This window comes from Streptomyces sp. TLI_55, from assembly GCF_900206255.1.
Lineage (GTDB): Bacteria > Actinomycetota > Actinomycetes > Streptomycetales > Streptomycetaceae > Streptomyces > Streptomyces aquilus.
In genome coordinates this window covers 6,876,272-6,897,423 of sequence record NZ_OAOJ01000001.1, presented here as the reverse complement: position 1 = coordinate 6,897,423, position 21,152 = coordinate 6,876,272, and the positions used below count along the sequence as shown (strand labels likewise).

General features: G+C 71.1%; 17 protein-coding genes, 1 pseudogene and 1 riboswitch. Of the genes and pseudogenes, 7 read left to right on the top strand and 11 right to left on the bottom strand.

Going from position 1 to position 21,152, the window contains the following annotated elements; all coding sequences use genetic code 11:
* The first annotated feature begins 304 nt into the window (after window positions 1-304).
* Window positions 305-1,351: a septation protein SepH gene (gene sepH, locus CRP56_RS31805; RefSeq protein WP_097269810.1), complete on the top strand. Its 1,047-nt coding sequence runs from the start codon at window positions 305-307 to the stop codon at window positions 1,349-1,351.
* Between the two features lie 67 nt (window positions 1,352-1,418).
* Here the strand turns inward: sepH and CRP56_RS31800 are convergent, their stop codons facing one another.
* Window positions 1,419-2,270: a sulfurtransferase gene (locus CRP56_RS31800; RefSeq protein WP_097269807.1), complete on the bottom strand. Its 852-nt coding sequence runs from the start codon at window positions 2,268-2,270 to the stop codon at window positions 1,419-1,421.
* 293 nt (window positions 2,271-2,563) lie between these two features.
* Here CRP56_RS31800 and CRP56_RS31795 point away from each other — a divergent pair, with 293 nt between their 5' ends.
* Entirely contained in the window at window positions 2,564-3,340 is a 777-nt protein-coding gene (locus CRP56_RS31795) for a VOC family protein (RefSeq protein WP_097269805.1), read from the top strand.
* Window positions 3,341-3,553: 213 nt separating this feature from the next.
* A pseudogene (locus tag CRP56_RS31790) lies at window positions 3,554-3,877 on the top strand (DUF4352 domain-containing protein); the annotation flags it as partial.
* Here the strand turns inward: CRP56_RS31790 and CRP56_RS31785 are convergent.
* The 4 genes from CRP56_RS31785 to CRP56_RS31770 are packed head-to-tail and all read right to left on the bottom strand — an operon-like array spanning window position 3,874 to window position 9,211.
* Window positions 3,874-4,521: a thymidine kinase gene (locus tag CRP56_RS31785; protein ID WP_097269803.1), complete on the bottom strand. Its 648-nt coding sequence runs from the start codon at window positions 4,519-4,521 to the stop codon at window positions 3,874-3,876. The pseudogene CRP56_RS31790 and the gene CRP56_RS31785 sit on opposite strands and share 4 nt — an antisense overlap.
* Before the next feature lie 43 nt (window positions 4,522-4,564).
* Entirely contained in the window at window positions 4,565-5,761 is a 1,197-nt protein-coding gene (locus CRP56_RS31780; protein ID WP_179851169.1) for an alkaline phosphatase family protein, read from the bottom strand.
* Window positions 5,761-6,357 carry a DUF5998 family protein gene (locus CRP56_RS31775; protein ID WP_097269799.1) on the bottom strand — a complete coding sequence of 199 codons (597 nt, stop codon included), beginning with the start codon at window positions 6,355-6,357 and terminating at the stop codon, window positions 5,761-5,763. The genes CRP56_RS31780 and CRP56_RS31775 overlap by 1 nt, the downstream gene beginning before the upstream one ends.
* Before the next feature lie 43 nt (window positions 6,358-6,400).
* On the bottom strand, window positions 6,401-9,211 hold the full coding sequence (locus CRP56_RS31770) for a bifunctional acetate--CoA ligase family protein/GNAT family N-acetyltransferase (RefSeq protein ID WP_097269797.1): 2,811 nt from the start codon (window positions 9,209-9,211) through the stop codon (window positions 6,401-6,403).
* A 199-nt stretch (window positions 9,212-9,410) separates the two neighbouring features.
* On the opposite strand from CRP56_RS31770, the gene CRP56_RS31760 reads away from it, so the two are divergent.
* Entirely contained in the window at window positions 9,411-9,692 is a 282-nt protein-coding gene (locus CRP56_RS31760) for an HPr family phosphocarrier protein (protein WP_079309245.1), read from the top strand.
* Window positions 9,693-9,829: 137 nt separating this feature from the next.
* Here the strand turns inward: CRP56_RS31760 and CRP56_RS31755 are convergent, their stop codons facing one another.
* From CRP56_RS31755 to CRP56_RS31740, 4 genes are all read right to left on the bottom strand, one after another.
* On the bottom strand, window positions 9,830-10,525 hold the full coding sequence (locus CRP56_RS31755; RefSeq protein WP_059198591.1) for a GntR family transcriptional regulator: 696 nt from the start codon (window positions 10,523-10,525) through the stop codon (window positions 9,830-9,832).
* Between the two features lie 213 nt (window positions 10,526-10,738).
* Window positions 10,739-11,503: a M23 family metallopeptidase gene (locus CRP56_RS31750; RefSeq protein ID WP_097269795.1), complete on the bottom strand. Its 765-nt coding sequence runs from the start codon at window positions 11,501-11,503 to the stop codon at window positions 10,739-10,741.
* Window positions 11,504-11,515: 12 nt separating this feature from the next.
* Window positions 11,516-11,678: riboswitch (cyclic di-AMP (ydaO/yuaA leader) on the bottom strand.
* Between the two features lie 203 nt (window positions 11,679-11,881).
* Window positions 11,882-13,270 (bottom strand): M16 family metallopeptidase, encoded by a 1,389-nt coding sequence (locus tag CRP56_RS31745; protein WP_097269793.1) that lies wholly within the window; start codon window positions 13,268-13,270, stop codon window positions 11,882-11,884.
* Window positions 13,267-14,661 carry a M16 family metallopeptidase gene (locus CRP56_RS31740; protein WP_097269791.1) on the bottom strand — a complete coding sequence of 465 codons (1,395 nt, stop codon included), beginning with the start codon at window positions 14,659-14,661 and terminating at the stop codon, window positions 13,267-13,269. Before CRP56_RS31740 ends, CRP56_RS31745 begins: the two co-directional genes overlap by 4 nt.
* Before the next feature lie 317 nt (window positions 14,662-14,978).
* Between CRP56_RS31740 and CRP56_RS31735 the strand changes: the two genes are divergently transcribed.
* Entirely contained in the window at window positions 14,979-17,435 is a 2,457-nt protein-coding gene (locus tag CRP56_RS31735; RefSeq protein ID WP_097269789.1) for a DNA gyrase/topoisomerase IV subunit A, read from the top strand.
* Here the strand turns inward: CRP56_RS31735 and CRP56_RS31730 are convergent.
* Complete coding sequence (locus CRP56_RS31730) at window positions 17,432-18,511, bottom strand: CobW family GTP-binding protein (protein WP_257041279.1); 1,080 nt, start codon at window positions 18,509-18,511, stop codon at window positions 17,432-17,434. The genes CRP56_RS31735 and CRP56_RS31730 overlap by 4 nt on opposite strands.
* A gap of 394 nt (window positions 18,512-18,905) precedes the next feature.
* Between CRP56_RS31730 and CRP56_RS31725 the strand changes: the two genes are divergently transcribed.
* Window positions 18,906-19,388 carry a DUF6082 family protein gene (locus tag CRP56_RS31725; protein WP_257041278.1) on the top strand — a complete coding sequence of 161 codons (483 nt, stop codon included), beginning with the start codon at window positions 18,906-18,908 and terminating at the stop codon, window positions 19,386-19,388.
* A 147-nt stretch (window positions 19,389-19,535) separates the two neighbouring features.
* On the top strand, window positions 19,536-19,772 hold the full coding sequence (locus CRP56_RS31720) for a hypothetical protein (RefSeq protein ID WP_097269783.1): 237 nt from the start codon (window positions 19,536-19,538) through the stop codon (window positions 19,770-19,772).
* 168 nt (window positions 19,773-19,940) lie between these two features.
* Here CRP56_RS31720 and CRP56_RS31715 read toward each other — a convergent pair whose 3' ends face one another.
* A complete protein-coding gene (locus CRP56_RS31715; protein WP_097269781.1) occupies window positions 19,941-21,116 on the bottom strand; it encodes a citrate synthase/methylcitrate synthase in 1,176 nt (391 codons plus the stop codon).
* Window positions 21,117-21,152 lie beyond the last annotated feature (36 nt).

Genomic DNA, 21,152 nt, shown 5'->3' with positions numbered 1-21,152 from the left:
GGGCGGCGCGCCAATCCACGCACGTGGTCCAAATGGAGTACTGTTGCGAGCCCTGGGTCCGGTCTCCCGCCTGGGCGTCCGTGGCCTTCAAGGACCGCCGGGAGGGGGCTAGTTGCACAGGGTGACGGAGTTGGTCACTTAGCGTTGCGAATAGGTAACCGTGCCATAACGGCGATCCAGGGCCCTGGCCCGACACGCCGGGCAACTCGGCAAGGTTGTGGCAGGCTGCACCCGGGCAGGCCACACTCGACTAGCGGAAGCAGCGACGCACGTGACGTCGGCAGGCACCACCCGGGAGGTCCCCATGCCCGAACTGCGTGTCGTGGCCGTCTCGAATGACGGCACACGGCTGGTGCTGAAGGCTGCGGACAGCACGGAGTACACGCTTCCGATTGACGAGCGTCTGCGCGCCGCCGTACGCGGCGACCGTCCCCGCCTCGGCCAGATCGAGATCGAAGTGGAGAGTCATCTCCGCCCCCGCGACATTCAGGCACGTATACGCGCCGGTGCGACGGCCGAAGAGGTCGCGCAGATGGCCGGTATCCCCGTCGACCGGGTGCGCCGTTTCGAGGGCCCCGTGCTCGCCGAGCGCGCCTTCATGGCCGAGCGGGCGCGCAAGACCCCCGTCCGCCGGCCCGGTGAGAACGCCGGACCCCAGCTCGGCGAGGCCGTCCAGGAGCGACTGCTGCTGCGCGGCGCCGACAAGGACACCGTCCAGTGGGACTCCTGGCGCCGCGACGACGGCACCTGGGAGGTCCTGCTCGTCTACCTGGTCGCGGGTGAACCGCACTCGGCGAGCTGGACCTACGACCCGCCCCGCCGGCTCGTCCAGGCCGTCGACGACGAGGCGCGTTCGCTCATCGGTGAGTCCGACGACCTCGCGGCCTCGCCGGAGCCCAGCTTTCCCTTCGTACCCCGCATCGCCCGGCTGCCGCGCGACCGGCCGCTGGACCGTTCCCTCGACCGGGAACGGCTTGGGCTGCCCGGGCCGGCGCCCGAGCCGGCCGAGGAGGAGAGCGCGAGCGAGCGCGACTCGCTGACCAGCCTCCTGGAGGCGGTGCCGAGTTTCCGGGGCGACCTGGTGGTCCCGGAGCGCCCGTCGGAGACCCCCGCCCCTGTGGAGGAGCCCGCCGACGAACCCGCGGCGGAGGAGCCTCCGGCGCCCGCGGCCTCGGCCGGTTCCGCCTACGCGGACGTCCTCATGCCCCGCTCCGTGGGCGCCCACCGCGACCGCCTCGTCGGCGCCACCGACCGCCAGGCCGAGGCGGACGGCGTCCGTCCGGGCCGCCGGGCGGCGGTCCCGAGCTGGGACGAGATCGTGTTCGGGACACGGCGCAAGAAGCAGGAGTAGCAGGTCGTACGACGTCCATGAGGGCCCGCGTCGCCGGACGCGGGCCCTCATGCGTACCGTACGGCGGCTACTGCGGGTCAGGGCCCACGGCGACCGGCCGCGACGAATCCGACGACCACTCCGACCAGGAACCCACGTACAGCGCGGCCGGGATGCCCGCGACCGCCAGTGCCAGCACCTCGTGCGCCCCGGAGACGCCGGAACCGCAGTACACGCCCACGGGGGTGTCGTCGGAGACGCCGAGGGCCTTGAAGCGGGCGTGCAGTTCCTCGGCGGGCAGGAAGCGGCCGTCCGCGGCGACGTTCTCGGTCGTGGGCGCGGACACGGCACCCGGGATGTGCCCGCCGACCCGGTCGATCGGCTCCACCTCACCCCGGTACCGCTCCCCCGCGCGGGCGTCGAACAGGACCCCGGAACGGGCCAGAGCCGCGGCCCCGTCGGCGTCGAGAAGCTCCACCGCGCCCGGCCGCGGCACGAAGTCGCCCTCCGCCGGAGTCGGCTCGGCCGTCTCCAACGGCCCCTCCCAGGACGGCAACCCGCCGTCGAGGACCCGCACGTCCGGGTGACCCGTCCAGCGCAGCATCCACCACGCGCGGGCGGCCGCCCAGCCCTGTCCGCCGTCGTACACGATCACCGGCGTGCCGGCCGAGACACCCGCCCGGCGCATCGCGGCGCCGAAGTCGGCGACCTCGGGAAGCGGATGCCGGCCGCGCGCGCCGGGGGCCGCGGCGAGCTCCCGGTCCAGGTCAACGAAGACCGCGCCCGGAATGTGCCCGGCCGCGTACGCGGCGCGGCCGTCGAAGGGCGGCTCCCCGGCCGCCTTGGCCACGCTCAGCTGCCAGCGGACGTCGAGGACCACCGGCGGGTTCGAGCCGGTCAAGTCGCTCGCGAGTTCGGATGCGGAGATGATGGCGTTCATGGCCACCATCCTCGCGCACGGGGTGGCCGCATCGTCCATGTCCGGCTACTCTGCTCCGCCGGGCAGGCCCGATCACGAGGCGTACGGGATCGGGCACATGCTGTACAGCCGATCGACATCCGTCAGCAATCGCGCAGAAAAGGACGCGCAACCGCACACCGGGCATTCTGCGGGACGGGCGGAGAGCAGCGGCGCGCCCGGAGCGCGCGGCACCACGGGTGGTGCGAGCATCGGCACGGGGTCCGGAGCACAGCGGCGACACGGCACCGCGAGGGGTCGAGGAGAGAGTGACGATGACCGAGGCACGGGGGTCGGCCGGCCCGAACGGCACACCCTGCTGGGTGAGTCTGATGGTGCACGGGCTGACCACGACCCAGGAGTTCTACGGCGAGCTGTTCGGCTGGGAGTTCCAACCGGGCCCGCAGCAGCTGGGCCCTTACGTGCGCGCGCTGCTGGACGGCCGCGAAGTGGCAGGAATCGGCCAACTTCCCCCCGACCGTCATCTGCCCATCGCCTGGACGCCGTACCTCGCCTCGGACGACGTGGACCTGACGGCGGAGACGGTACGGCTGTGCGGCGGCACGGTGGGCGTGGGCCCGCTGGACGCGGGCGACGCCGGGCGCCTCGCGATCGGCTCCGACCCCTCGGGCGCGGTCTTCGGCGTGTGGCAGGCGGGCGTGCACCGCGGCACCGCCATCTCCGGCGTCCCCGGCACCCCGGCCTGGCACGAACTGCTCACCTTCGAGACGGCGAGCGTCGCCAAGTTCTACGAAACGGTCTTCGGCTACGACGAGGAGCCGGTCGTCTCCACCGACGTCGACCACATCACCCTCCAGCTCGCCGGCCACCCGGTCGCCGACATCCACGGCGTCGGCACCGCCCTCCCCCGCGACCGGGGCCCGCACTGGATGACGTACTTCCAGGTGTCCGACACGGACGAGACCCTGGAGCTCCTCACGGGCCTCGGCGGCCACGTCCTCGAACCGCCCCACGACACCTCACACGGCCGCGTGGCCACGGTGTCGGACCCGGAAGGGGCGCGGTTCTCGGTGGTGCAGGCGACGTCCTGAGGGCGGACGACGGTGACATCAGCCGCTCCGCAGCACCTGGAGGAGCGATGCGTCGTCGTACCGCACCGTGGTTGGCCTGTCTGCTGGCCGCTCCCGCGCTGGCACTGGCACCTGTTGCCGACCCGCACGTGGGGGACACCGTGCGTCTGACGGGAAACGCACCGGGCGAGAAGGCTCGACGTCACCGTCACCAAGGTTGTCGACCCGGCTCCGACCGATCCCGACGGCTTCCAGCCAGGTGCGGGGAATCACTACGTGGCCGTTCAGTTCCGTTTGAAGAACACCGGGAAAGCCGTCTACAACGACTCCCCGTCCAATGGGGCAACCGTGATCGACAAGGCCGGGCAGCGCTTCGACTCGACCCTCGGCGATTCGGCTGCCGGTCCCACGTTCCCCGCCACCATCACCGTGCGCCCCGGCAAGACAGCCCTGGGCTTCATCACGTTCGAGGTGTCGGACGGGTCGCGGATCGTCACCGTTCAGTTCGCCCTGGACAGCGGCTTCGCCGACGACGTGGGTGAATGGACCGTCCTCTAAGCCGAGTTGACCGGCAGTACGTCCGGTGACAGTGCCGCTGCTCTCGCCGTTGCCGAGGTCATGCGGCGGCGGTGGTGGCGGCGGCACAGGACCTCGTAGCCGATGGCTTCCGACTGGTTGACGTCGCCCACGACCACCTGTGCGCCTTCCACCACCATCTCGCCGCCTATCGTGCGGGCGTTGTGCGTGGCGCGGGCCCCGCACCAGCACAGGGCCTCCACTTGGAGGACCTCGACGCGGTCGGCCAGTTCGACGAGGCGCTGGGAGCCGGGGAAGAGCTTGGAGCGGAAGTCCGTGGTGATGCCGAAGGCGTAGACGTCCAGGCCCAGGTCGTCCACCACGCGGGCGAGTTGGTCGATCTGTTCCGGCGCCAGGAACTGGGCCTCGTCGGCGATGACGTAGTCCGCGCGGCCGCCCTTGGAGAGGTGGTCGACGAGGTAGGCGTACAGGTCCTGGCCGTCCTCGACCTCCACCGCGTCCGTCACCAGGCCCAGCCGGGAGGAGAGCTTGCCCTCGCCCGCGCGGTCGTCGCGCGTGAAGATCATGCCCTGCAGGCCGCGCGCGGAACGGTTGTGCTCGATCTGGAGAGCCAGCGTCGACTTCCCGCAGTCCATCGTTCCGGAGAAGAACACCAGCTCGGGCATGGGGGGTTGAGCACCTTTCGGCAGGGGTGGGATCAGGAGGGCTTCAGGAGCGTACTTCGAGCAGCGGGACCAGCTGCTCGGCAGGGGTCATCGAACCGTGGTTGCCGACCATCGCCGACTCCTTCGGCTCCCGCTCGGACGCGATGATCAGGACGTCGTCCCGCGCGGCCGCCACCACGTCGCCGAGGCGGTCGTACACCCGCTCGTCGATGTGCGGGCCGAACCAGCCCGCCGCGATCGCCTCGTCCCGTGAGGCCACCCAGAACTGCTCGCCGAGCACCTCGCGCCAGCAGGTCAGGACGTCGTTCGCGGCACCGGGGACGGCGTAGACATGGCGCGCCCGGCCCTCGCCGCCGAGCAGGGCGACCCCGGCCCGCAGCTCCCAGTCCTCGTCGAAGTCGATGCGGTGCTGTTCGTCGAAGGGGATGTCGACCATGCCGTGGTCGGCGGTGACGTACAGCGCGCTGTGGGGCGGGAGTTGCTCCGCCAGCCGCTGGACCAGGCGGTCCACGTGCATGAGCTGGCCGCGCCAGGTGTCGGAGTCGACGCCGAAGCGGTGGCCGGCGCCGTCGAGTTCGGCGTAGTACGTGTAGACCAGCGCGCGGTCGGCGGCGGCCAGCTGCTCGGCGGCCAGGTCCATGCGGTCCTCGCCCGACAGCCGGCCGAGGAACTTGCCGCCGCTCAGCGCGACCTTGGTCAGCGGTGTGTTCTCGAAGGTCGGCGAGGACACCTGCGCGGCGTGCACCCCCGCGTCGTGGGCCAGCTGGAAGACCGTGGGGTACGGCTGCCACACGCGCGGCGAGGTCCACGGCTGCCAGCGCAGTTGGTTCATCAGCTCGCCGGTGTCCGGGTTGCGCACGGTGTAGCCGGGCAGTCCGTGGGCGCCCGGCGGCAGACCCGTGCCGACCGAGGCCAGGGACGTCGCGGTGGTCGCCGGGTAGCCGGCGGTCAGCGGGCGCCCGGTGCCGCCGCGGGAGCTGCCGAGGAGCGAGGTCATGAAGGGCGCGTCCTCGGGGTGCGCGCGCAGCTGCTCCCAGCCGAGGCCGTCGATCAGGAACACGCAGTTCCGGTCGGCGGGGACCAGCTCGGTGATCGTCGCGGTCGTCCCGGGTACGCCCATGCCCGCGGCGAGCGTGGGCAGGAGGTCGGCGAGCGAGCCGCTGCCGTACTGGGGAAGGGGCGCGGAGTCTACGGCCAGTGGTTCCGGGTGGGGGTCCCAGGCGGTGGAGAGGTGGGACATCAGCGGGTGATGTCCGCGGTCGCCTCGGAGAGGGCCTGCGCGAAGGCGAGGGCCTGGCGCACCGTCTCCGGGCCGTCCCCGGCCTCGCTGACGCGCAGGCTGAGGTCGTCCGCCGTCGAGCTGCCGGTGTAGCCGTGGTCCGCCTCGCAGTTGGGGTCGCCGCAGGCGGCGGGCTCCAGGTCGATGCGGGAGACGGCGCCCCAGCCGATGGTCAGGACGACCTCGCGGGGCAGGGTGCCCGGCTGGTACTGCTCCGGGTTGGCGACGACGCGGCTGAGCACGACGGACGAGATCCGGCCGAGCTTGACCGACTCGGTGGAGGTGGTGGCGTACGGCGTCGGGGACGTGTTGTCGGCGGCCTGCTCGTCGGTGTGGCTGACGATGAAGCGGTGCTCGGTGAGGACGAGCACGGTCACATGCCGCCGGACCTCGTTCTGGTCGAACGTCGTCTCCTGGTGGACCAGGAACGACCGCATGGGCTCGCCGCCCACGGCGGCCTCCACCGCCTCGGCCACGAGGGCCGGGTAGTAGCCGCTGCGCTCGATCGCCGCGCGCAGCCCCTGGGTCGTCGTACTGGTCTTGGCCATGACGTCCATCCTACGGGGGTGCACTGACTGCGAGGCACCGCTCACGAAGGTCTCAGTACGCCGGGAGCGTCCGCGGGCCCAGGTCGTCGCGGGCGGGCGGGGGCGCCAGCCGGACGGACGCGCCGAGGACGCTCAGGCCGTGCGGGGCGACGACGACCGGCTCCAGGGTGACCGCGACGACCTCCGGGTGGTCGTCGACGAGGCGGGACACCCTGAGCAGCAGCTCTTCGAGGGCGGCGGTGTCGACGGGTGCCGAGCCGCGCCAGCCGAACAGGAGGGGCGCCGTCCGGATGGACCGCACCAGGGTGGCCGCCTCCCGGTCGGTGACCGGGATCAGCCGGTGCGCGGTGTCGCCGAGCAGCTGGGAGGCGGCCCCGGCGAGCCCGAAGGAGAGCACCGCACCGGCCGCCGGGTCGATGACGGCCCGGACGACGGTGTCCACGCCGCGCGGGGCCATCCCCTGCACGACCGGACGCAGCTCGTCGGGCGAGCCGAACAGCTCGGTCAACTCTGCGTACGAGCGGCGCAGTTGTTCCTCGTCGGCGAGGTCGAGCCGGACGCCGCCCAGGTCGGCGCGGTGGCGCAGGTGCGGGGCGGTGGCCTTGAGGGCGACGGGGTAGCCGAGGACGCGCGCGGCGGCGGCCGCGTCGTCGGGGGTGGGCGCGGGGAGGGCGCGGTGGACGGGGATGCCGTACTTGCCGAGGAGGTCGCAGGTGGCGTCGGCGCCGAGCGTGAGGCCCTGCCCGCGCGTGAGGAGGCCGTCGATGAGCTGGGCGGCGCCCTTCTCGTCGATGTTCTCGAACTCGGGCACCTTGCCGGGGGCGGCGGCCTCGCGCTGCCACTGGGCGTACTTCACGGCTTCGCCGAGGGCGCGGACCGCGCGTTCGGCGGCGGGGTAGGCGGGGATCAGGCGGGGGCCGGTGGCGGGTGTTTCCTCGGGGTCCTTGGCGGCGAGGCGGTCCAGGGCGCGGAAGGGGTGGGTGGCGCTCGGCGTCGCGGCCTGCGGTGCCGTGCTGGTGGCGGCCGACAGGGCCTCGGCCAGTCCGCCCAGCTCGACGTGGACGACGAGGACGGGCTTGCCGGGCACCCGCTCGGCCGCCGACCGCAGCGCCTCGGCGAGGGCGGCGTCACCGGCGGCGCCCTCCCCCACGGACGGGATCGCGGTGACGACGACGGCGTCGCAGGTGTCGTCCGCCAGCACGCGCGCGAGCGCGGCGTGGAAGTCCTGCGCCGAGGCGGCCGTCGTCAGGTCGAGCGGGGGCAGCGGCCTGAGTCCCTCGGACAGGCAGGCGTCGTAGGTGAGCAGGCCGAGCGACTCGGAGTTGCCGAGGATCGCCACGCGCGGGCCGCGCGGCAGGGGCTGGCGGGCGAGCAGCAGGCCGGTGTCGACCAGTTCGGTGATGGTGTTCACGCGGATGACGCCGGCCTGTCTCAGCAGCGCGGACACGGTCGTGTGCGGCAGCCGGGTGGCCCGTACGGCGTGCCCCTGCGGGGCGGAGCCGGCGCCCTGGACGACGACGAGCGGCTTGGCGGCGGCCGTACGGCGGGCGAGGCGGGTGAACTTGCGGGGGTTGCCGATGGACTCCAGGTACATGAGGACGACGTCGGTGTCCGGGTCGTCGTACCAGTACTGGAGGACGTCGTTGCCGGAGACGTCCGCGCGGTTGCCGGAGGAGACGAAGGTGGACACTCCGGTGACCCCCGTGACGCCGCCGCCGCGCCGGTGCAGGCGGGAGAGCAGGGCGATGCCGATGGCCCCGGACTGGGCGAAGAGGCCGATGCGGCCGGGGCGGGGCGTCTCGTTGGCCAGGGAGGCGTTCAGCCGTACGTCCGGGTTGGTGTTGATGACACCGAAGGCGTTGGGGCCGATGATCCGCATGCCGTACGCGCGTGCGTGCCGGACGAGTTCGCGCTGGCGCTCGCGTCCGTCGGGGCCGCTCTCGGCGTACCCGGCGGAGATCACGACGAGGCCCTGCACGCCGTGTTCGCCGCACTCGGCGACGACCTCGGGGACGTGCTCGGCGGGCACGGCGACGACCGCGAGATCGACGGGGCCCTCGATGTCGCGCACCGAGCGGTGCGCCGGGACGCCGTCGATCTCCTTGTCGGTGAAGGCCTTGTTCACGGCGTACAGGCGGCCGGTGAAGCCGGCCTCCCGGATGTTGTCGAGGATGCTGCGGCCCACCCCGCCGGGGGTGCGGCCGACGCCGACGACGGCGACCGAGCCGGGCTTGAGGAGTCGCTCCACGGACCGTCCCTCCGCGCGCTGTTCGCGCGCGTACTGCACGGCCATCGAGCGGTCGGTGGGCTCCAGGTCGAACTCCAGGCGTACGACGCCGTCCTCGAAGCTGCGCTTCTGGGTGTACCCGGCGTCCGTGAACACCTTGATCATCTTGTTGTTGGCGGGCAGCACCTCGGCGGCGAAGCGGCGGATGCCGCGCTCGCGGGCGACGGCACCGATGTGTTCGAGGAGGGCGGAGGCGACGCCGCGTCCCTGGTGGGCGTCCTGGACGAGGAAGGCGACCTCGGCCTCGTCGGACGGGGCGGAGGCGGGCAGTCCGTCGGCGCCGATGCGGTCGTAGCGTACGGTGGCGATGAACTCGCCGCCGATCGTGGCGGCGAGACCCACCCGGTCCACAAAGTCGTGGTGCGTGAAGCGGTGGACGTCCTTGGCGGACAGACGAGGGTAGGGCGCGAAGAAGCGGTAGTACTTCGACTCGTCCGAGACCTGCTCGTAGAAGCTGACCAGGCGATCGGCGTCATCAACGGTGATGGGGCGGATGCGCGCGGTGCCGCCGTCGCGCAGCACCACGTCGGCCTCCCAGTGGGCGGGGTACTCGTGCCGGTCCGACGAGGTCTGCATGGGCCCCAGAGTACGGCTCGCGTACGACAACGGCGCGAGGCAGTCTGTGGAGAGCGCAACAGGATCGCAAGAGGACGGAAGCCGGACCGAGGCCGCGGTCCGACGACCCACCCCGGACGGGACGTACGACCCGATCCGGAGACACTTCACGTGTGGGAAACTGGTCTAGACAACCCTGAACACCGAAGGGCAGCATCACATGGCTGAGCGCCGCGTCAACGTCGGCTGGGCCGAGGGCCTCCACGCCCGCCCCGCTTCCATCTTCGTCCGGGCCGCCACGGCCTCCGGTATCCCCGTGACGATCGCCAAGGCCGACGGCAACCCCGTCAACGCGGCCTCCATGCTGGCGGTCCTGGGCCTCGGCGCCCAGGGCGGCGAGGAGATCGTCCTCGCGTCGGACGCCGAGGGTGCGGACGCCGCCCTCGACCGTCTGGCGAAGCTGGTCTCCGAGGGTCTCGAGGAGCTCCCCGAGACCGTCTGATTTATCGGCGCCGGATGAATCACGGCACCACTGAAGGGCTCGTCCGAGTTTATCGGGCGGGCCCTTTCCAATTCCCTCTCGCGGGCAGCAGAAATACTTCCCCGCGAATTACTGCTTCTTTGTATACGGCCCTCGTGTTAATGCCGCAGGCTCGGCATGTTTACGGGATGTTGCGAGTTCCTCACACGCTCGGGCCGGTCTCCCGCGGCGCGGAATCGAAGGCGGTGCGCCGCGGTCGAGCGCTCGGTGTGCAGCGCGGTGACCGCACGCGCGCGTTCCGCGTCCCCGCGCGCCACGGCGTCGACGATCGCGCCGTGCTCCGCCCAGGACTCCACGGGGTTGGCGGGCGCCTCCACGGAGTACATCCAGGAGATCTTGTGGCGCAGCTGGGTCAGCATCGAGGTCAGCGCGGGGCTGCCGGAGGCCTGGGCGAGCGTCTCGTGGAACCAGCCGCCCAGGGAGCGCAGATCCTCGCTGTTGCCGCGCCTGGCCCGCTCCTGCCCCAGCCTGACCAGGCCGCGCAGGACCTTCAGGTGCGCCTCGGTGCGCCGCTGGGCGGCCCGGGAGGCGCCGAGCGGCTCCAGGAGCATCCGCATCTCCAGCAGGTCGGCGGCCTCCTGCTCGGTCGGTTCGGCCACGCACGCGCCCGCGTGCCGCCGCGTCACCACGAAGCCCTCGGCCTCCAGGGTGCGCAGGGCCTCCCGGACGGGGACGCGAGAGACGCCGTAGCGGCGGGCGAGGAGTTCCTCGGTGAGGCGGCTGCCGCGCTCGTGGACACCGGAGACGATGTCGTCCCTGATCGCGGTGCATACCGAGTGCGCCGGAATACGCATGACCGACCTCCGCTTTAATCCCCGTGAAACGTCGACGATTGACGTGTGTTCAGTGACTCTATTGCAAGGAACGGGAATTTCCGATGGCGGACCGGAATCCATGCATATTTTTTGGACAGCCGGGTGCCGAAAACGGCGAAACCCCGGCCAGGTGAGCCGGGGTTTCGGGAGATCTTGCGGTCCGCCGTCGGACGGCGGCGGTCACGCCGTGCCTCAGACGTTCACACCGTGCGAGCGCAGGTAGGCGACGGGGTCGATGTCCGAGCCGTACTCGGGAGTCGTCCGGGCCTCGAAGTGCAGGTGCGGGCCGGTGACGTTGCCGGTCGCGCCGGACAGGCCGATCTGCTGGCCCGGGGTGACCGTCTGGCCGACCGAGACACCGATGGACGACAGGTGACCGTACTGGGTGTACGTGCCGTCGTTCATCTTGATCACGATGTTGTTGCCGTACGACCCGCCCCAGCCGGCCTCGACGACGGTGCCGGAGCCGACCGCGTGGACGGGGGTGCCGCTGGCGGCGTGGAAGTCGACGCCGGTGTGGCTGCCGGAGGACCAGACGGCGCCGCCGGCCTTGTAGCCGGTGGAGATGTACGAGCCCGAGATCGGGGCGACGTAGGTGTTGAGGCGCTTGCGCTCGGCGGCGGCGCGGGCGGCGCGCTCCTTGGCCTCGCGCTCCTTCTTGGCCTTGGCGGCGGCCTGCTTGCGGGCCAGCTCCTCGGCCTTCTTCTGAGCGGCCTCCTCGGCGGCCTGCTGCTGGGCGGCGGCCTGGGCGTCGATCTGGTCGGCGACCGAGTCGCCGATGGTGACGACCGGGATGAGACCGGTCTGCTCGACCGCGGGCTCCGCGGCGAGGGCCGGGGCGGCGAGGGTGCCGATGACGCCGGTGGTGGCGAGGGCCGCGACCCCCGCAGCGCGGGCGGTGGTGCGCTTCATCCGGCTCGGGGCACGATGCTTCCCGGTGGGGCGCGTGAACGCCATGTGGAGGCTGATCCTTTCCTTCCCTCTCGCCTACCGGGTTAGCTGACGGGTTCGGAGCAGGAAGGTCTCCTACGGACCCCCTCGCTGACGCGCGGGCGTCCGATTCACCCCAGGGACTGCGTGGGTCCCCGGCTCCCCTGGCTCGCGCCGTACGGGGACTCGGCGATGACTGTCCGGTGCCGCGGGTGCGGCGCACTGCCTGACGGACAGCCCGGACGACGCTAAGCGGGGCCCCTTTCAATCCCCAAACGGATCAGGCAGTTTGTAGCGCATCCCACAGGGCAAACGGCCAACCAGCCTTCAATTCATTCCTTATTCGGACATTAAGGGGCCCTGGTGACGCATTCGTCACCAGGGCCCCTTCACGCGCGCGTGCCGCTACTCGGCTGTCACCACGGTCACTTCACCGATGCCGAGGGCCTCCACGGGCTCCTTGATGGCCGCCGCGTCGCCCACCAGGATCGTCACCAGACGGTCCACCGGGAAGGCGTTGACGGCCGCCGCGGTGGCCTCGACGGTGCCGGTCGCGGCGAGCTGGCGGTACAGCGTGGCCTGGTAGTCGTCGGGCAGGTACTGCTCGACCTGGTCCGCCAGCGTGCTCGCCACGGCCGCCGCCGTCTCGTACTTGAGCGGGGCGACGCCGACGAGGTTCTGCACGGCGACGTCGCGCTCGGCGTCGGTGAGCCCCTCCGCGGCGAGGGTGCGCAGCACCGTCCACAGGTCGTCCAGCGCGGGACCGGTGTTGGGGGTGTCGACGGAGCCGCTGATGGCGAGCATCGCGGCACCGGTGCCGTCCGGGGCGGACCTGAGGACCTGCCCGAACGCCCGGACGCCGTAGGTGTAGCCCTTCTCCTCGCGCAGGACGCGGTCCAGACGGGAGGTGAGGGTGCCGCCGAGGCAGTACGTGCCGAGCACCTGCGCGGGCCACACGCGGTCGTGCCGGTCGGCGCCGATACGGCCGATCAGCAGCTGCGTCTGGACGGCGCCGGGGCGGTCCACGATGACGACCCGGCCGGTGTCGTCGGCGGTGATGGCCGGCACCGGGCGCGGCTCGCCCGCCGAGCCGGTCCACGAGCCGAGGGTGTCGCCGAGCAGCCCGTCCAGGTCGACGTCCGTGAGGTCGCCGACGACCACGACGGTGCCGGTGGCCGGGCGGACGTGCTTCTCGTAGAAGGCGCGTACGGCGGCCGAGTCGATGTTGCGGACGGTCTCCTCGGTGCCCTGGCGGGGGCGCGACATGCGCAGGTCCGCCGGGAACAGCGTCCGGGAGAGCTCCTTGGCGGCCCGGCGCGAGGGGTTGGCCAGCTCGTGCGGGATCTCGTCGAGGCGGTTGGTGACAAGGCGCTCGACCTCGTCGTCCGCGAACGCGGGCGCCCTGAGGGCGTCGGCGAGCAGTCCGAGCGCCTTGGGCAGCCGGGAGACGGGGACTTCGAGGCTGAGGCGGACGCCGGGGTGGTCGGCGTGCGCGTCGAGGGTGGCGCCGCAGCGCTCCAGCTCGGCGGCGAACTCCTCGGCGGAGTGCTTGTCGGTGCCCTCGGAGAACGCGCGCGCCATGATCGTGGCAACGCCGTCCAGGCCCGCCGGTTCGGCGTCCAGGGGGGCGTCGAGGAGGACCTCGACGGCGACGACCTGCTGGCCGGGGCGGTGGCAGCGCAGCACGGTGAGGCCGTTGTGCAGCGTCCCGCGCGTGGGGGCCGGGAACGCCCAGGGCTTGGCCTCGCCCGCCTGGGGCTGGGGGTGGAATTCCATCGTGGCGAGCTCGGTCACTTGGCCGCCTCCTCGTTCTTGTCGCCGGCTTCGACGGTGGCTTCGGCCTCGGGGTCCTCGGGCGGGTCCGCGTCCTCGGCGGGCTCCCCCGCGACGGGTTCGTAGACGAGCACCGCGCGGTTGTCCGGGCGCAGACGGGCCTTGGCGACCGCCTGGACCTCCCCGGCGGTCACCTCCAGGACGCGGTCGACGGCGGTGAGGGCGAGCTGCGGGTCGCCGAACAGGACGGCGTAGCGGCACAGTTCGTCGGCGCGGCCCGCGACGGTGCCGAGCCGGTCCAGCCACTCGCGCTCCAACTGGGCCTGGGCGCGTTCCATTTCCTCGTCCGTGGGGCCCTCCGCGGCGAACCGGGCGAGCTCCTCGTCGATCGCGGCCTCGATGACCGGCACCTCGACGTCACCGGACGTCTTCACGTCCAGCCAGCCCAGGGAGGGCGCTCCGGCCAGCCGCAGCAGCCCGAAGCCGGCGGCGACGGCCGTACGGTCGCGGCGCACGAGCCGGTTGTAGAGGCGGGAGGACTCGCCGCCGCCTAGGACGGTGAGCGCCAGGTCGGCGGCGTCGGCCTCGCGTGTGCCGTCGTGCGGCAGCCGGTAGGCGGCCATCAACGCGCGCGCGGGGACCTCCTCCTCGACGACCTCGCGCAGCTGCTCGCCGATGATCTCGGGCAGCGAGCCGTCGCGCGGGGCGGGCTTGCCGTCGTGGGAGGCGATGGAGCCGAAGTACTTCTCCACCCAGGCGAGCGTCTGCTCGGGGTCGATGTCACCGACGACCGACAGCACCGCGTTGCCCGGCGCGTAGTACGTCCGGAAGAACGCGCGGGCGTCGTCCAGCGTGGCCGCGTCCAGGTCGGCCATCGAGCCGATCGGGGTGTGGTGGTAGGGGTGGCCCTCCGGGTAGGCGAGGGCGGTGAGCTTCTCGAACGCCGTGCCGTAAGGGACGTTGTCGTAGCGCTGGCGGCGCTCGTTCTTCACCACGTCCCGCTGGTTCTCCATCGACTCGTCGTCGAGGGCGGCCAGCAGGGAGCCCATGCGGTCCGCCTCCAGCCAGAGGGCGAGCTCCAGCTGATGGGCGGGCATGGTCTCGAAGTAGTTGGTCCGCTCGAAGCTGGTGGTGCCGTTGAGCGAACCGCCCGCGCCCTGCACCAGCTCGAAGTGGCCGTTGCCCTTGACCTGGCCCGAGCCCTGGAACATCAGGTGCTCGAAGAGGTGAGCGAGACCGGTACGCCCCTTGACCTCGTGGCGCGAGCCGACGTCGTACCAGAGGCACACCGCCGCGACCGGGGTCAGGTGGTCCTCGGAGAGCACCACGCGCAGCCCGTTGGCCAGGCGGTGCTCCGTTGCTGTCAGGCCTCCGGTGCCTGCCTGGTCTGTGGCCGTGTGACCCATGGGCATGTACGTCCCTCCGATCGCGGTGCGGTTGCCGTAACCGCGTTTTTCTGCCGGTCCTGCCACTGTATGCAAGCGTGTGGGGCACCGGTGGAGTTCCCGGTGGTCGTACGCCGACAGCGAGATCCCGTAGCCTGCGGACGGGCCGCCGTGCGGCGCGGGTGAACCACCGTCGGGAGAGCTGACGTCGGGTCGTCGTCCGCGTTGTCAGTGCCGGGGTCCACAATGGTCCGCGTCAGATCCCGTTCACGCTTGAGCAAGAGTGAGCCGAAGGGACGCGAGCGACCCGTAGGCGAGCGACCAGAAAAGAGGAGCCGGCAGCGATGGCCCGCCGCACCACGAAGACCCCGCCGCCCGACGACTCGTACGAGGAGAAGATCCTCGACATCGACGTCGTCGACGAAATGCAGGGCTCCTTCCTCGAGTACGCGTACTCGGTCATCTACTCCCGAGCCCTGCCGGACGCCCGCGACGGCCTCAAGCCGGTGCACCGGCGCATCGTCTACCAGATGAACGAGATGGGGCTGCGCCCCGAGCGCGGCTATGTGAAGTGCGCCCGCGTCGTCGGCGAGGTCATGGGTAAGTTGCACCCGCACGGCGACTCGTCGATCTACGACGCCCTGGTGCGCATGGCCCAGCCCTTCTCGATGCGCGTCCCCCTGGTCGACGGCCACGGCAACTTCGGCTCCCTGGGCAACGACGACCCGCCGGCCGCCATGCGGTACACCGAGTGCCGGCAGGCGCAGGCGACGAGCCTGATGACCGAGTCGATCGACGAGGACACGGTCGACTTCGCGCCGAACTACGACGGCCAGGAGCAGGAGCCGGTGGCCCTGCCCGCCGCGTTCCCGAACCTGCTGGTCAACGGCTCCTCGGGCATCGCGGTCGGTATGGCCACGAACATGCCGCCGCACAACCTCTCCGAGGTCATCGCGGCCGCCCGCCACCTGATCCGCTACCCGAACGCGGATCTGGACACCCTGATGAAGCACGTCCCCGGCCCCGACCTGCCCACCGGCGGCCGGATCGTCGGCCTCTCCGGCATCCGGGACGCGTACGAGACGGGCCGCGGCACCTTCAAGATCCGGGCGACGGTCTCGGTGGACACGGTGACGGCCCGCCGCAAGGGTCTGGTCATCACCGAGCTGCCCTTCACGGTCGGCCCGGAGAAGGTCATCGCCAAGATCAAGGACCTGGTCGGCTCGAAGAAGATCCAGGGCATCGCCGACGTCAAGGACCTGACCGACCGGGCGCACGGCCTGCGTCTGGTCATCGAGATCAAGAACGGCTTCGTGCCGGAGGCGGTCCTGGAGCAGCTCTACAAGCTGACGCCGATGGAGGAGTCCTTCGGCATCAACAACGTCGCCCTGGTCGACGGCCAGCCGCTGACGCTGGGCCTGAAGGAGCTCCTGGAGGTCTACCTCGACCACCGCTTCGAGGTCGTCCGCCGCCGCAGCGAGTTCCGCCGCACCAAGCGCCGCGACCGCCTCCACCTGGTCGAGGGCCTGCTGACGGCGCTGCTCGACATCGACGAGGTCATCCGCCTCATCCGGCAGAGCGAGAACTCCGCGCAGGCGAAGGAGCGCCTCATGGAGCGCTTCTCCCTGTCGGAGATCCAGACGCAGTACATCCTGGACACGCCGCTGCGCCGGCTCACCAAGTACGACCGCATCGAGCTGGAGTCCGAGAAGGACCGGCTCAACACGGAGATCGAGGAGCTCACCGCGATCCTCGACTCGGACGCGGAGCTGCGCAAGCTGGTCTCCGCCGAACTGGCCGCGGTGGCCAAGAAGTTCGGCACCGAGCGGCGTACGGTCCTGCTGGAGTCGGCGGGCGCCCCCGCCGCCGCGGTGCCGCTGCAGGTGGCGGACGACCCGTGCCGGGTGCTGCTGTCCTCGACGGGCCTGCTGGCGCGTACGGCCAACGGCGAGCCGTTCCCGGCGGACACCGACGGCAAGCGCGTCAAGCACGATGTGATCGTCTCGGCGGTCCCGGCGACCGCGCGCGGCGAGATCGGCGCGGTCACGTCGGAGGGCCGCCTGCTGCGGATCAACGTCGTGGACCTGCCGCAGCTGCCCGAGACGGCCTCCGCCCCGAACCTGTCAGGCGGCGCTCCCCTGTCGGAGTTCGTGTCCCTGACCGACGGCGAGACGGTGATCTGCCTGATCACCCTCGACGAGTCGTCCCCGGGTCTGGCGCTCGGCACGGAACAGGGCGTCGTGAAGCGTGTCGTCCCCGACTACCCCTCGAACAAGGAGGAGTTGGAGGTCATCACACTCAAGGACGGCGACCGGATCGTCGGCGCGGTGGAACTCCGTACGGGCGACGAGGACCTGGTCTTCATCACGGACGACGCGCAACTGCTCCGCTACCAGGCCTCGCAGGTCCGCCCGCAGGGCCGCCCGGCCGGCGGCGTGGCGGGCATCAAGCTCGCGGACGGCGCGAAGGTCATCTCCTTCACGGCGGTGGACCCGGCGGCGGACGCGGTGGTGTTCACGGTCGCGGGCTCGCGCGGCACGCTGGACGACTCGGTCCAGACGACGGCCAAGCTGACCCCGTTCGACCAGTACCCGCGCAAGGGCCGCGCGACCGGTGGCGTGCGCTGCCAGCGCTTCCTGAAGGGCGAGGACTGCCTGTCCTTCGCCTGGGCGGGCGCCGTCCCCGCGAAGGCGGCCCAGAAGAACGGCACCCCGGCCGACCTCCCGGAGATCGACCCGCGTCGGGACGGTTCGGGCGTGTCGCTGGCGAAGACGGTGTCGGTGGTGGCGGGGCCGGTCTAGAACCCCGGGTCCCCGAGGTCCTCAGGGTCCTGCTCGTCGGGATTCTGTACGTAGCGCAGGACGCCCCACATGCCGTGCTCGTCGGCGGTGTGCGGGGCGTCGCTCTTGCACGCCTCCAGTTCCTTGTGGAGGGCGGGGGCGTCGATGCCGGAGCCGATGAGGACGAGCTGGGTGAGCCGGGGCTCGCCCGCCCACGGCTCGGGATAGAACCGCAGGAACCGGCCGACGGCGTGCACGGCATACCGGTTGCGGACGTCGTGCGCCCCGAAGTCGACGTACCCCTTGATCCGGTACAGCCCCTCGGGCCGGCTGTCGAGGAACTGCATCAACCGGCGCGGGTCGAGGGCCACTTCGGAGACGAAGGACAGACTCTCGTAGGCGGTGTGCAGATGCCCGGAGTGGCCCTCCGCGTCGTGTCCGTGATCGAGGTCGTCGAAGGACAGCTGCCCGACGCGCTCCTCGCTCGGCTTGCAGTCGAACAGGAACTCGGGGTCGATGCGCCCGTAGACGGCGGGTACGACGACGGCGGCGCGGTCGGTGAGGTCGTGGACGAGGCCGAGCACCCGGTCACGGTCGTCGGCCCGGTCGAGTTTGTTGACGACGACGAGGTCGGCGAGGGCGAGATGCCGGTCGAGCTCCGGGTGCTTCACGCGGGTGTCGTCGAACTCGGCGGCGTCGACGACCTCGACGAGCCCGCCGTAGACGATGCCGGGATGCTCGCTGGCGAGCAGCATGCGCACGAGTTCCTGCGGCTCGGCGAGCCCGCTGGCCTCGATGACGATGACGTCGATGCCGGTGTCGGGCCGGGCGAGGCGTTCGAGGTAGCTGTCGAGCTCGGTGGCGTCGACGGCACAGCACAGGCAGCCGTTGCCGAGGGAGACGGTCGAGTCCCCGAGGGCACCGGCCACGGCCATGGCGTCGATCTCGATGGCGCCGAAGTCGTTGACGATCGCGCCGATGCGGCTGCCGCCGCTGCGGTGGAGGAGGTGGTTGAGGAGGGTGGTCTTGCCGGAACCCAGGAATCCGGCGAGGACGACGACCGGGATCTGCCGCTGACCGGGGCTCGGCTGACGCAACGTGCGACCTCCTTCGCGCTGGTACGCGCGCCGGATCGCGGTTCCGGCGCATGTACGAGGTTTGAATGCCGGACCAGGATACGAGCCGGAAGAATCACCGCGAAGTGAACGATTGTTAGCAGCGCTTGCGGGGCAGACGTTGGGCATGGCGCCGGTTCGTGCGACCCTCGCTTCCTTCCGTGCGCCTCCTCTCCGCCTCCCCCGCCGATCAGAGCCGCTCGGCACCCTGGGAGACGGCAAGCGCCGCCCACCGCTCGCCGGTCCCCGACAGTCGACCCGCACCCCGACGACCGGCGGACGGCCGCCTGATTCGGGGGTTGACATGGCCACACTTAGGCATTTCTCGGGGAGGATGAGGTCCGCCACGCTTGCGCTCCTGGCTTCCGCCACCACGATGACGATGGCAGTGCGCCGACGGCGCCTGGCCGAGACGCGGCTGCACGAGAGGCAACTGGAACTCGAGGCGCTGGCAGTTCGACGCAAGGGATTCGCACATCAGCAGCGCATGCACTGGGAACTGCTGTCCAGGGCGATCGACGATCCCACCCTCTTCGCGGTGATCGACACCTATGACAAGAGCATCCCGGCGGCGAAGCGTCGCCAGTTCCTCTATGCCAACGCGTGGTACGCCTACCTGTTCCACCTGTTCCGGGCCGAAGTCCTGGACCAGGAAGAACTCTACATAGCTATGCGCGAATTGCTCCAGAATCCCCTGTTCCGCGAGTACTGGGACGCGTCGAAGGCCCAGCGGGCAAACTTGAAGCAGTCATCCGACGAGGCGACCCTCGGGCGCATGATCGACGGGCTCGTCAGGGACCTCGACGAGGCGGACACGGAGGAGTGGTGGGTGGTGGGTTCGCCTCCTCCGACCGAGTGATCCTCGCCAGCCCCATGCCCATCAGATCGCCCAGGCACACCAACAACACGAGTCGGAGACTTTTGGTCGCGTGAACGCGTAGCCCTCATTAACCCCGTACGGTTCTGTCCAGCACTGTGCCCCACACATGCGAAGGACCGATACCCCTTGAAAATCATGCGCCGCATCGGTGTGCCTCCAAGCGCCCGAGGCTCCAACACGGGCGCCAGCTGCCCGGACGTGTTCGAGCTGAGCGACGGCAACTTCGCCGTCATCGGAACCGAAGCCACCGAGGCGCTTGAGGGTGAACTCCCCGCCGATGCCTCCCGTGCCGACTACGAACGCATCGTCATTGTGAGCCGGGAGACCCTGGTCCGCGCCAAAGCGGACATCCCAGACGCCTGAAGCACGGGCGCGCGTCCGCACCGGACTCGTCACGTGAAAGAGCCCCGCCCAGCCGCACGTCACCGCGATGCGTCCCGGGCGCCTACCGACGAGCAGTCCGTCACCCCGTCCCTGCTCGCTCTCCACCGATGAGGCCTGGCGCCAGAACGGCTCCAGGCCACACCCCTGTCAAGCGACCCTCCCCTCACCCGGCACCGCCACCGGCGCCCCCGGCCCCACATACCGCGCCACCGGCCGGATGATCTTCGAATCCTGCGCCTGTTCCAGGATGTTGGCGCTCCACCCCACCACCCGCCCCGCCGCGAACGTCGGCGTGAACATCTCGCGCGGCAGCCCGCACAGCTCCATGACCACGCCCGCGTAGAACTCGACGTTCGTGTGGAGTTCGCGGCCGGGCTTCAGCTCGGCGAGGATCGCCTCGACCTGCCGCTCCACCTCCACCGCGAAAGCGACGCGCGGCCCTCCGAACCCCTGGGCGATCTCGCGCAGCATCCGGGAGCGGGGGTCCTCGGTGCGGTAGATCGCATGGCCGAAGCCCATGATGCGCTCGCCCGCGATGACCCGTTCACGGATCCAGGGATCGATGCGGTCGGGCGTTCCGATCGCGTCCAGCGTGTCCAGCGCTCGACTGGGCGCACCGCCGTGCAGCGGCCCGGACAGTGCCCCTACGGCGCCCACCAGACAGGCCGCCACATCGGCGCCCGTGGACGTGATGACCCGTGCCGTGAAGGTTGATGCATTGAAGCCGTGATCAATGGTTGAGATCAAGTATTGCTCGATCGCCCGTGCCTGTCGCGGTTCCGGTTCTGAACCCGTCAACATGTACAGGTAGTTGGCCGCGTACGAGAGATCCTCGCGCGGCTCGACCGGCTCCAGTCCCTGCCCCAGCCGGTGCAGTGCGGTCAGCAGCGTGGGCACGGCGGCGGCCGCCGCGATCGTGTCCCTGCGGCGCTCGCCCGCGTCGATGTCGTACACCGGCCGGAAGCCCTTCGCCGCCCCCAGCAGCGACAGCGCCGTGCGCATCCCGGCGAGCGGCCCGGAGCTCACACCCGCTGCGGCGATGGCGGGCAGCGCCGCGCGGACGCCCTCCGGCAGCCGGCGCAGCGTCGCGGTCTCGGCGGCGAAGGCCGCGCTCCGCACGGTGTCCGGCAGTTCGCCGTGGACCAGGAGATGCCAGACGTCCTCGAAGCCGCGGGTCTGCGCGAGCTCGACGGCCGAGTACTGGCGGTAGTGATAGAAGCCCTCGATCCCTCGGACGTCACCGATCTCGGTGTCGGTGACGACGACGCCCGCGAGTCCTCGCGGTACGTCGACGAGGGTGGTTGCGGCCCTGTTGACGGACATGTTTCCTCCCTGGACTTGATTCGACTGTCGATGATT

What these genes read in the sequence shown, in the direction of transcription:
- sepH (WP_097269810.1), top strand. Translation starts at nt 305, where the DNA reads ATGCCCGAACTGCGTGTCGTGGCCGTCTCGAATGACGGCACACGGCTG.
- CRP56_RS31800 (WP_097269807.1), bottom strand. Translation starts at nt 2,270, where the DNA reads ATGAACGCCATCATCTCCGCATCCGAACTCGCGAGCGACTTGACCGGC.
- CRP56_RS31795 (WP_097269805.1), top strand. Translation starts at nt 2,564, where the DNA reads ATGACCGAGGCACGGGGGTCGGCCGGCCCGAACGGCACACCCTGCTGG.
- CRP56_RS31785 (WP_097269803.1), bottom strand. Translation starts at nt 4,521, where the DNA reads ATGCCCGAGCTGGTGTTCTTCTCCGGAACGATGGACTGCGGGAAGTCG.
- CRP56_RS31780 (WP_179851169.1), bottom strand. Translation starts at nt 5,761, where the DNA reads ATGTCCCACCTCTCCACCGCCTGGGACCCCCACCCGGAACCACTGGCC.
- CRP56_RS31775 (WP_097269799.1), bottom strand. Translation starts at nt 6,357, where the DNA reads ATGGACGTCATGGCCAAGACCAGTACGACGACCCAGGGGCTGCGCGCG.
- CRP56_RS31770 (WP_097269797.1), bottom strand. Translation starts at nt 9,211, where the DNA reads ATGCAGACCTCGTCGGACCGGCACGAGTACCCCGCCCACTGGGAGGCC.
- CRP56_RS31760 (WP_079309245.1), top strand. Translation starts at nt 9,411, where the DNA reads ATGGCTGAGCGCCGCGTCAACGTCGGCTGGGCCGAGGGCCTCCACGCC.
- CRP56_RS31755 (WP_059198591.1), bottom strand. Translation starts at nt 10,525, where the DNA reads ATGCGTATTCCGGCGCACTCGGTATGCACCGCGATCAGGGACGACATC.
- CRP56_RS31750 (WP_097269795.1), bottom strand. Translation starts at nt 11,503, where the DNA reads ATGGCGTTCACGCGCCCCACCGGGAAGCATCGTGCCCCGAGCCGGATG.
- CRP56_RS31740 (WP_097269791.1), bottom strand. Translation starts at nt 14,661, where the DNA reads ATGCCCATGGGTCACACGGCCACAGACCAGGCAGGCACCGGAGGCCTG.
- CRP56_RS31735 (WP_097269789.1), top strand. Translation starts at nt 14,979, where the DNA reads ATGGCCCGCCGCACCACGAAGACCCCGCCGCCCGACGACTCGTACGAG.
- CRP56_RS31725 (WP_257041278.1), top strand. Translation starts at nt 18,906, where the DNA reads ATGACGATGGCAGTGCGCCGACGGCGCCTGGCCGAGACGCGGCTGCAC.
- CRP56_RS31715 (WP_097269781.1), bottom strand. Translation starts at nt 21,116, where the DNA reads ATGTCCGTCAACAGGGCCGCAACCACCCTCGTCGACGTACCGCGAGGA.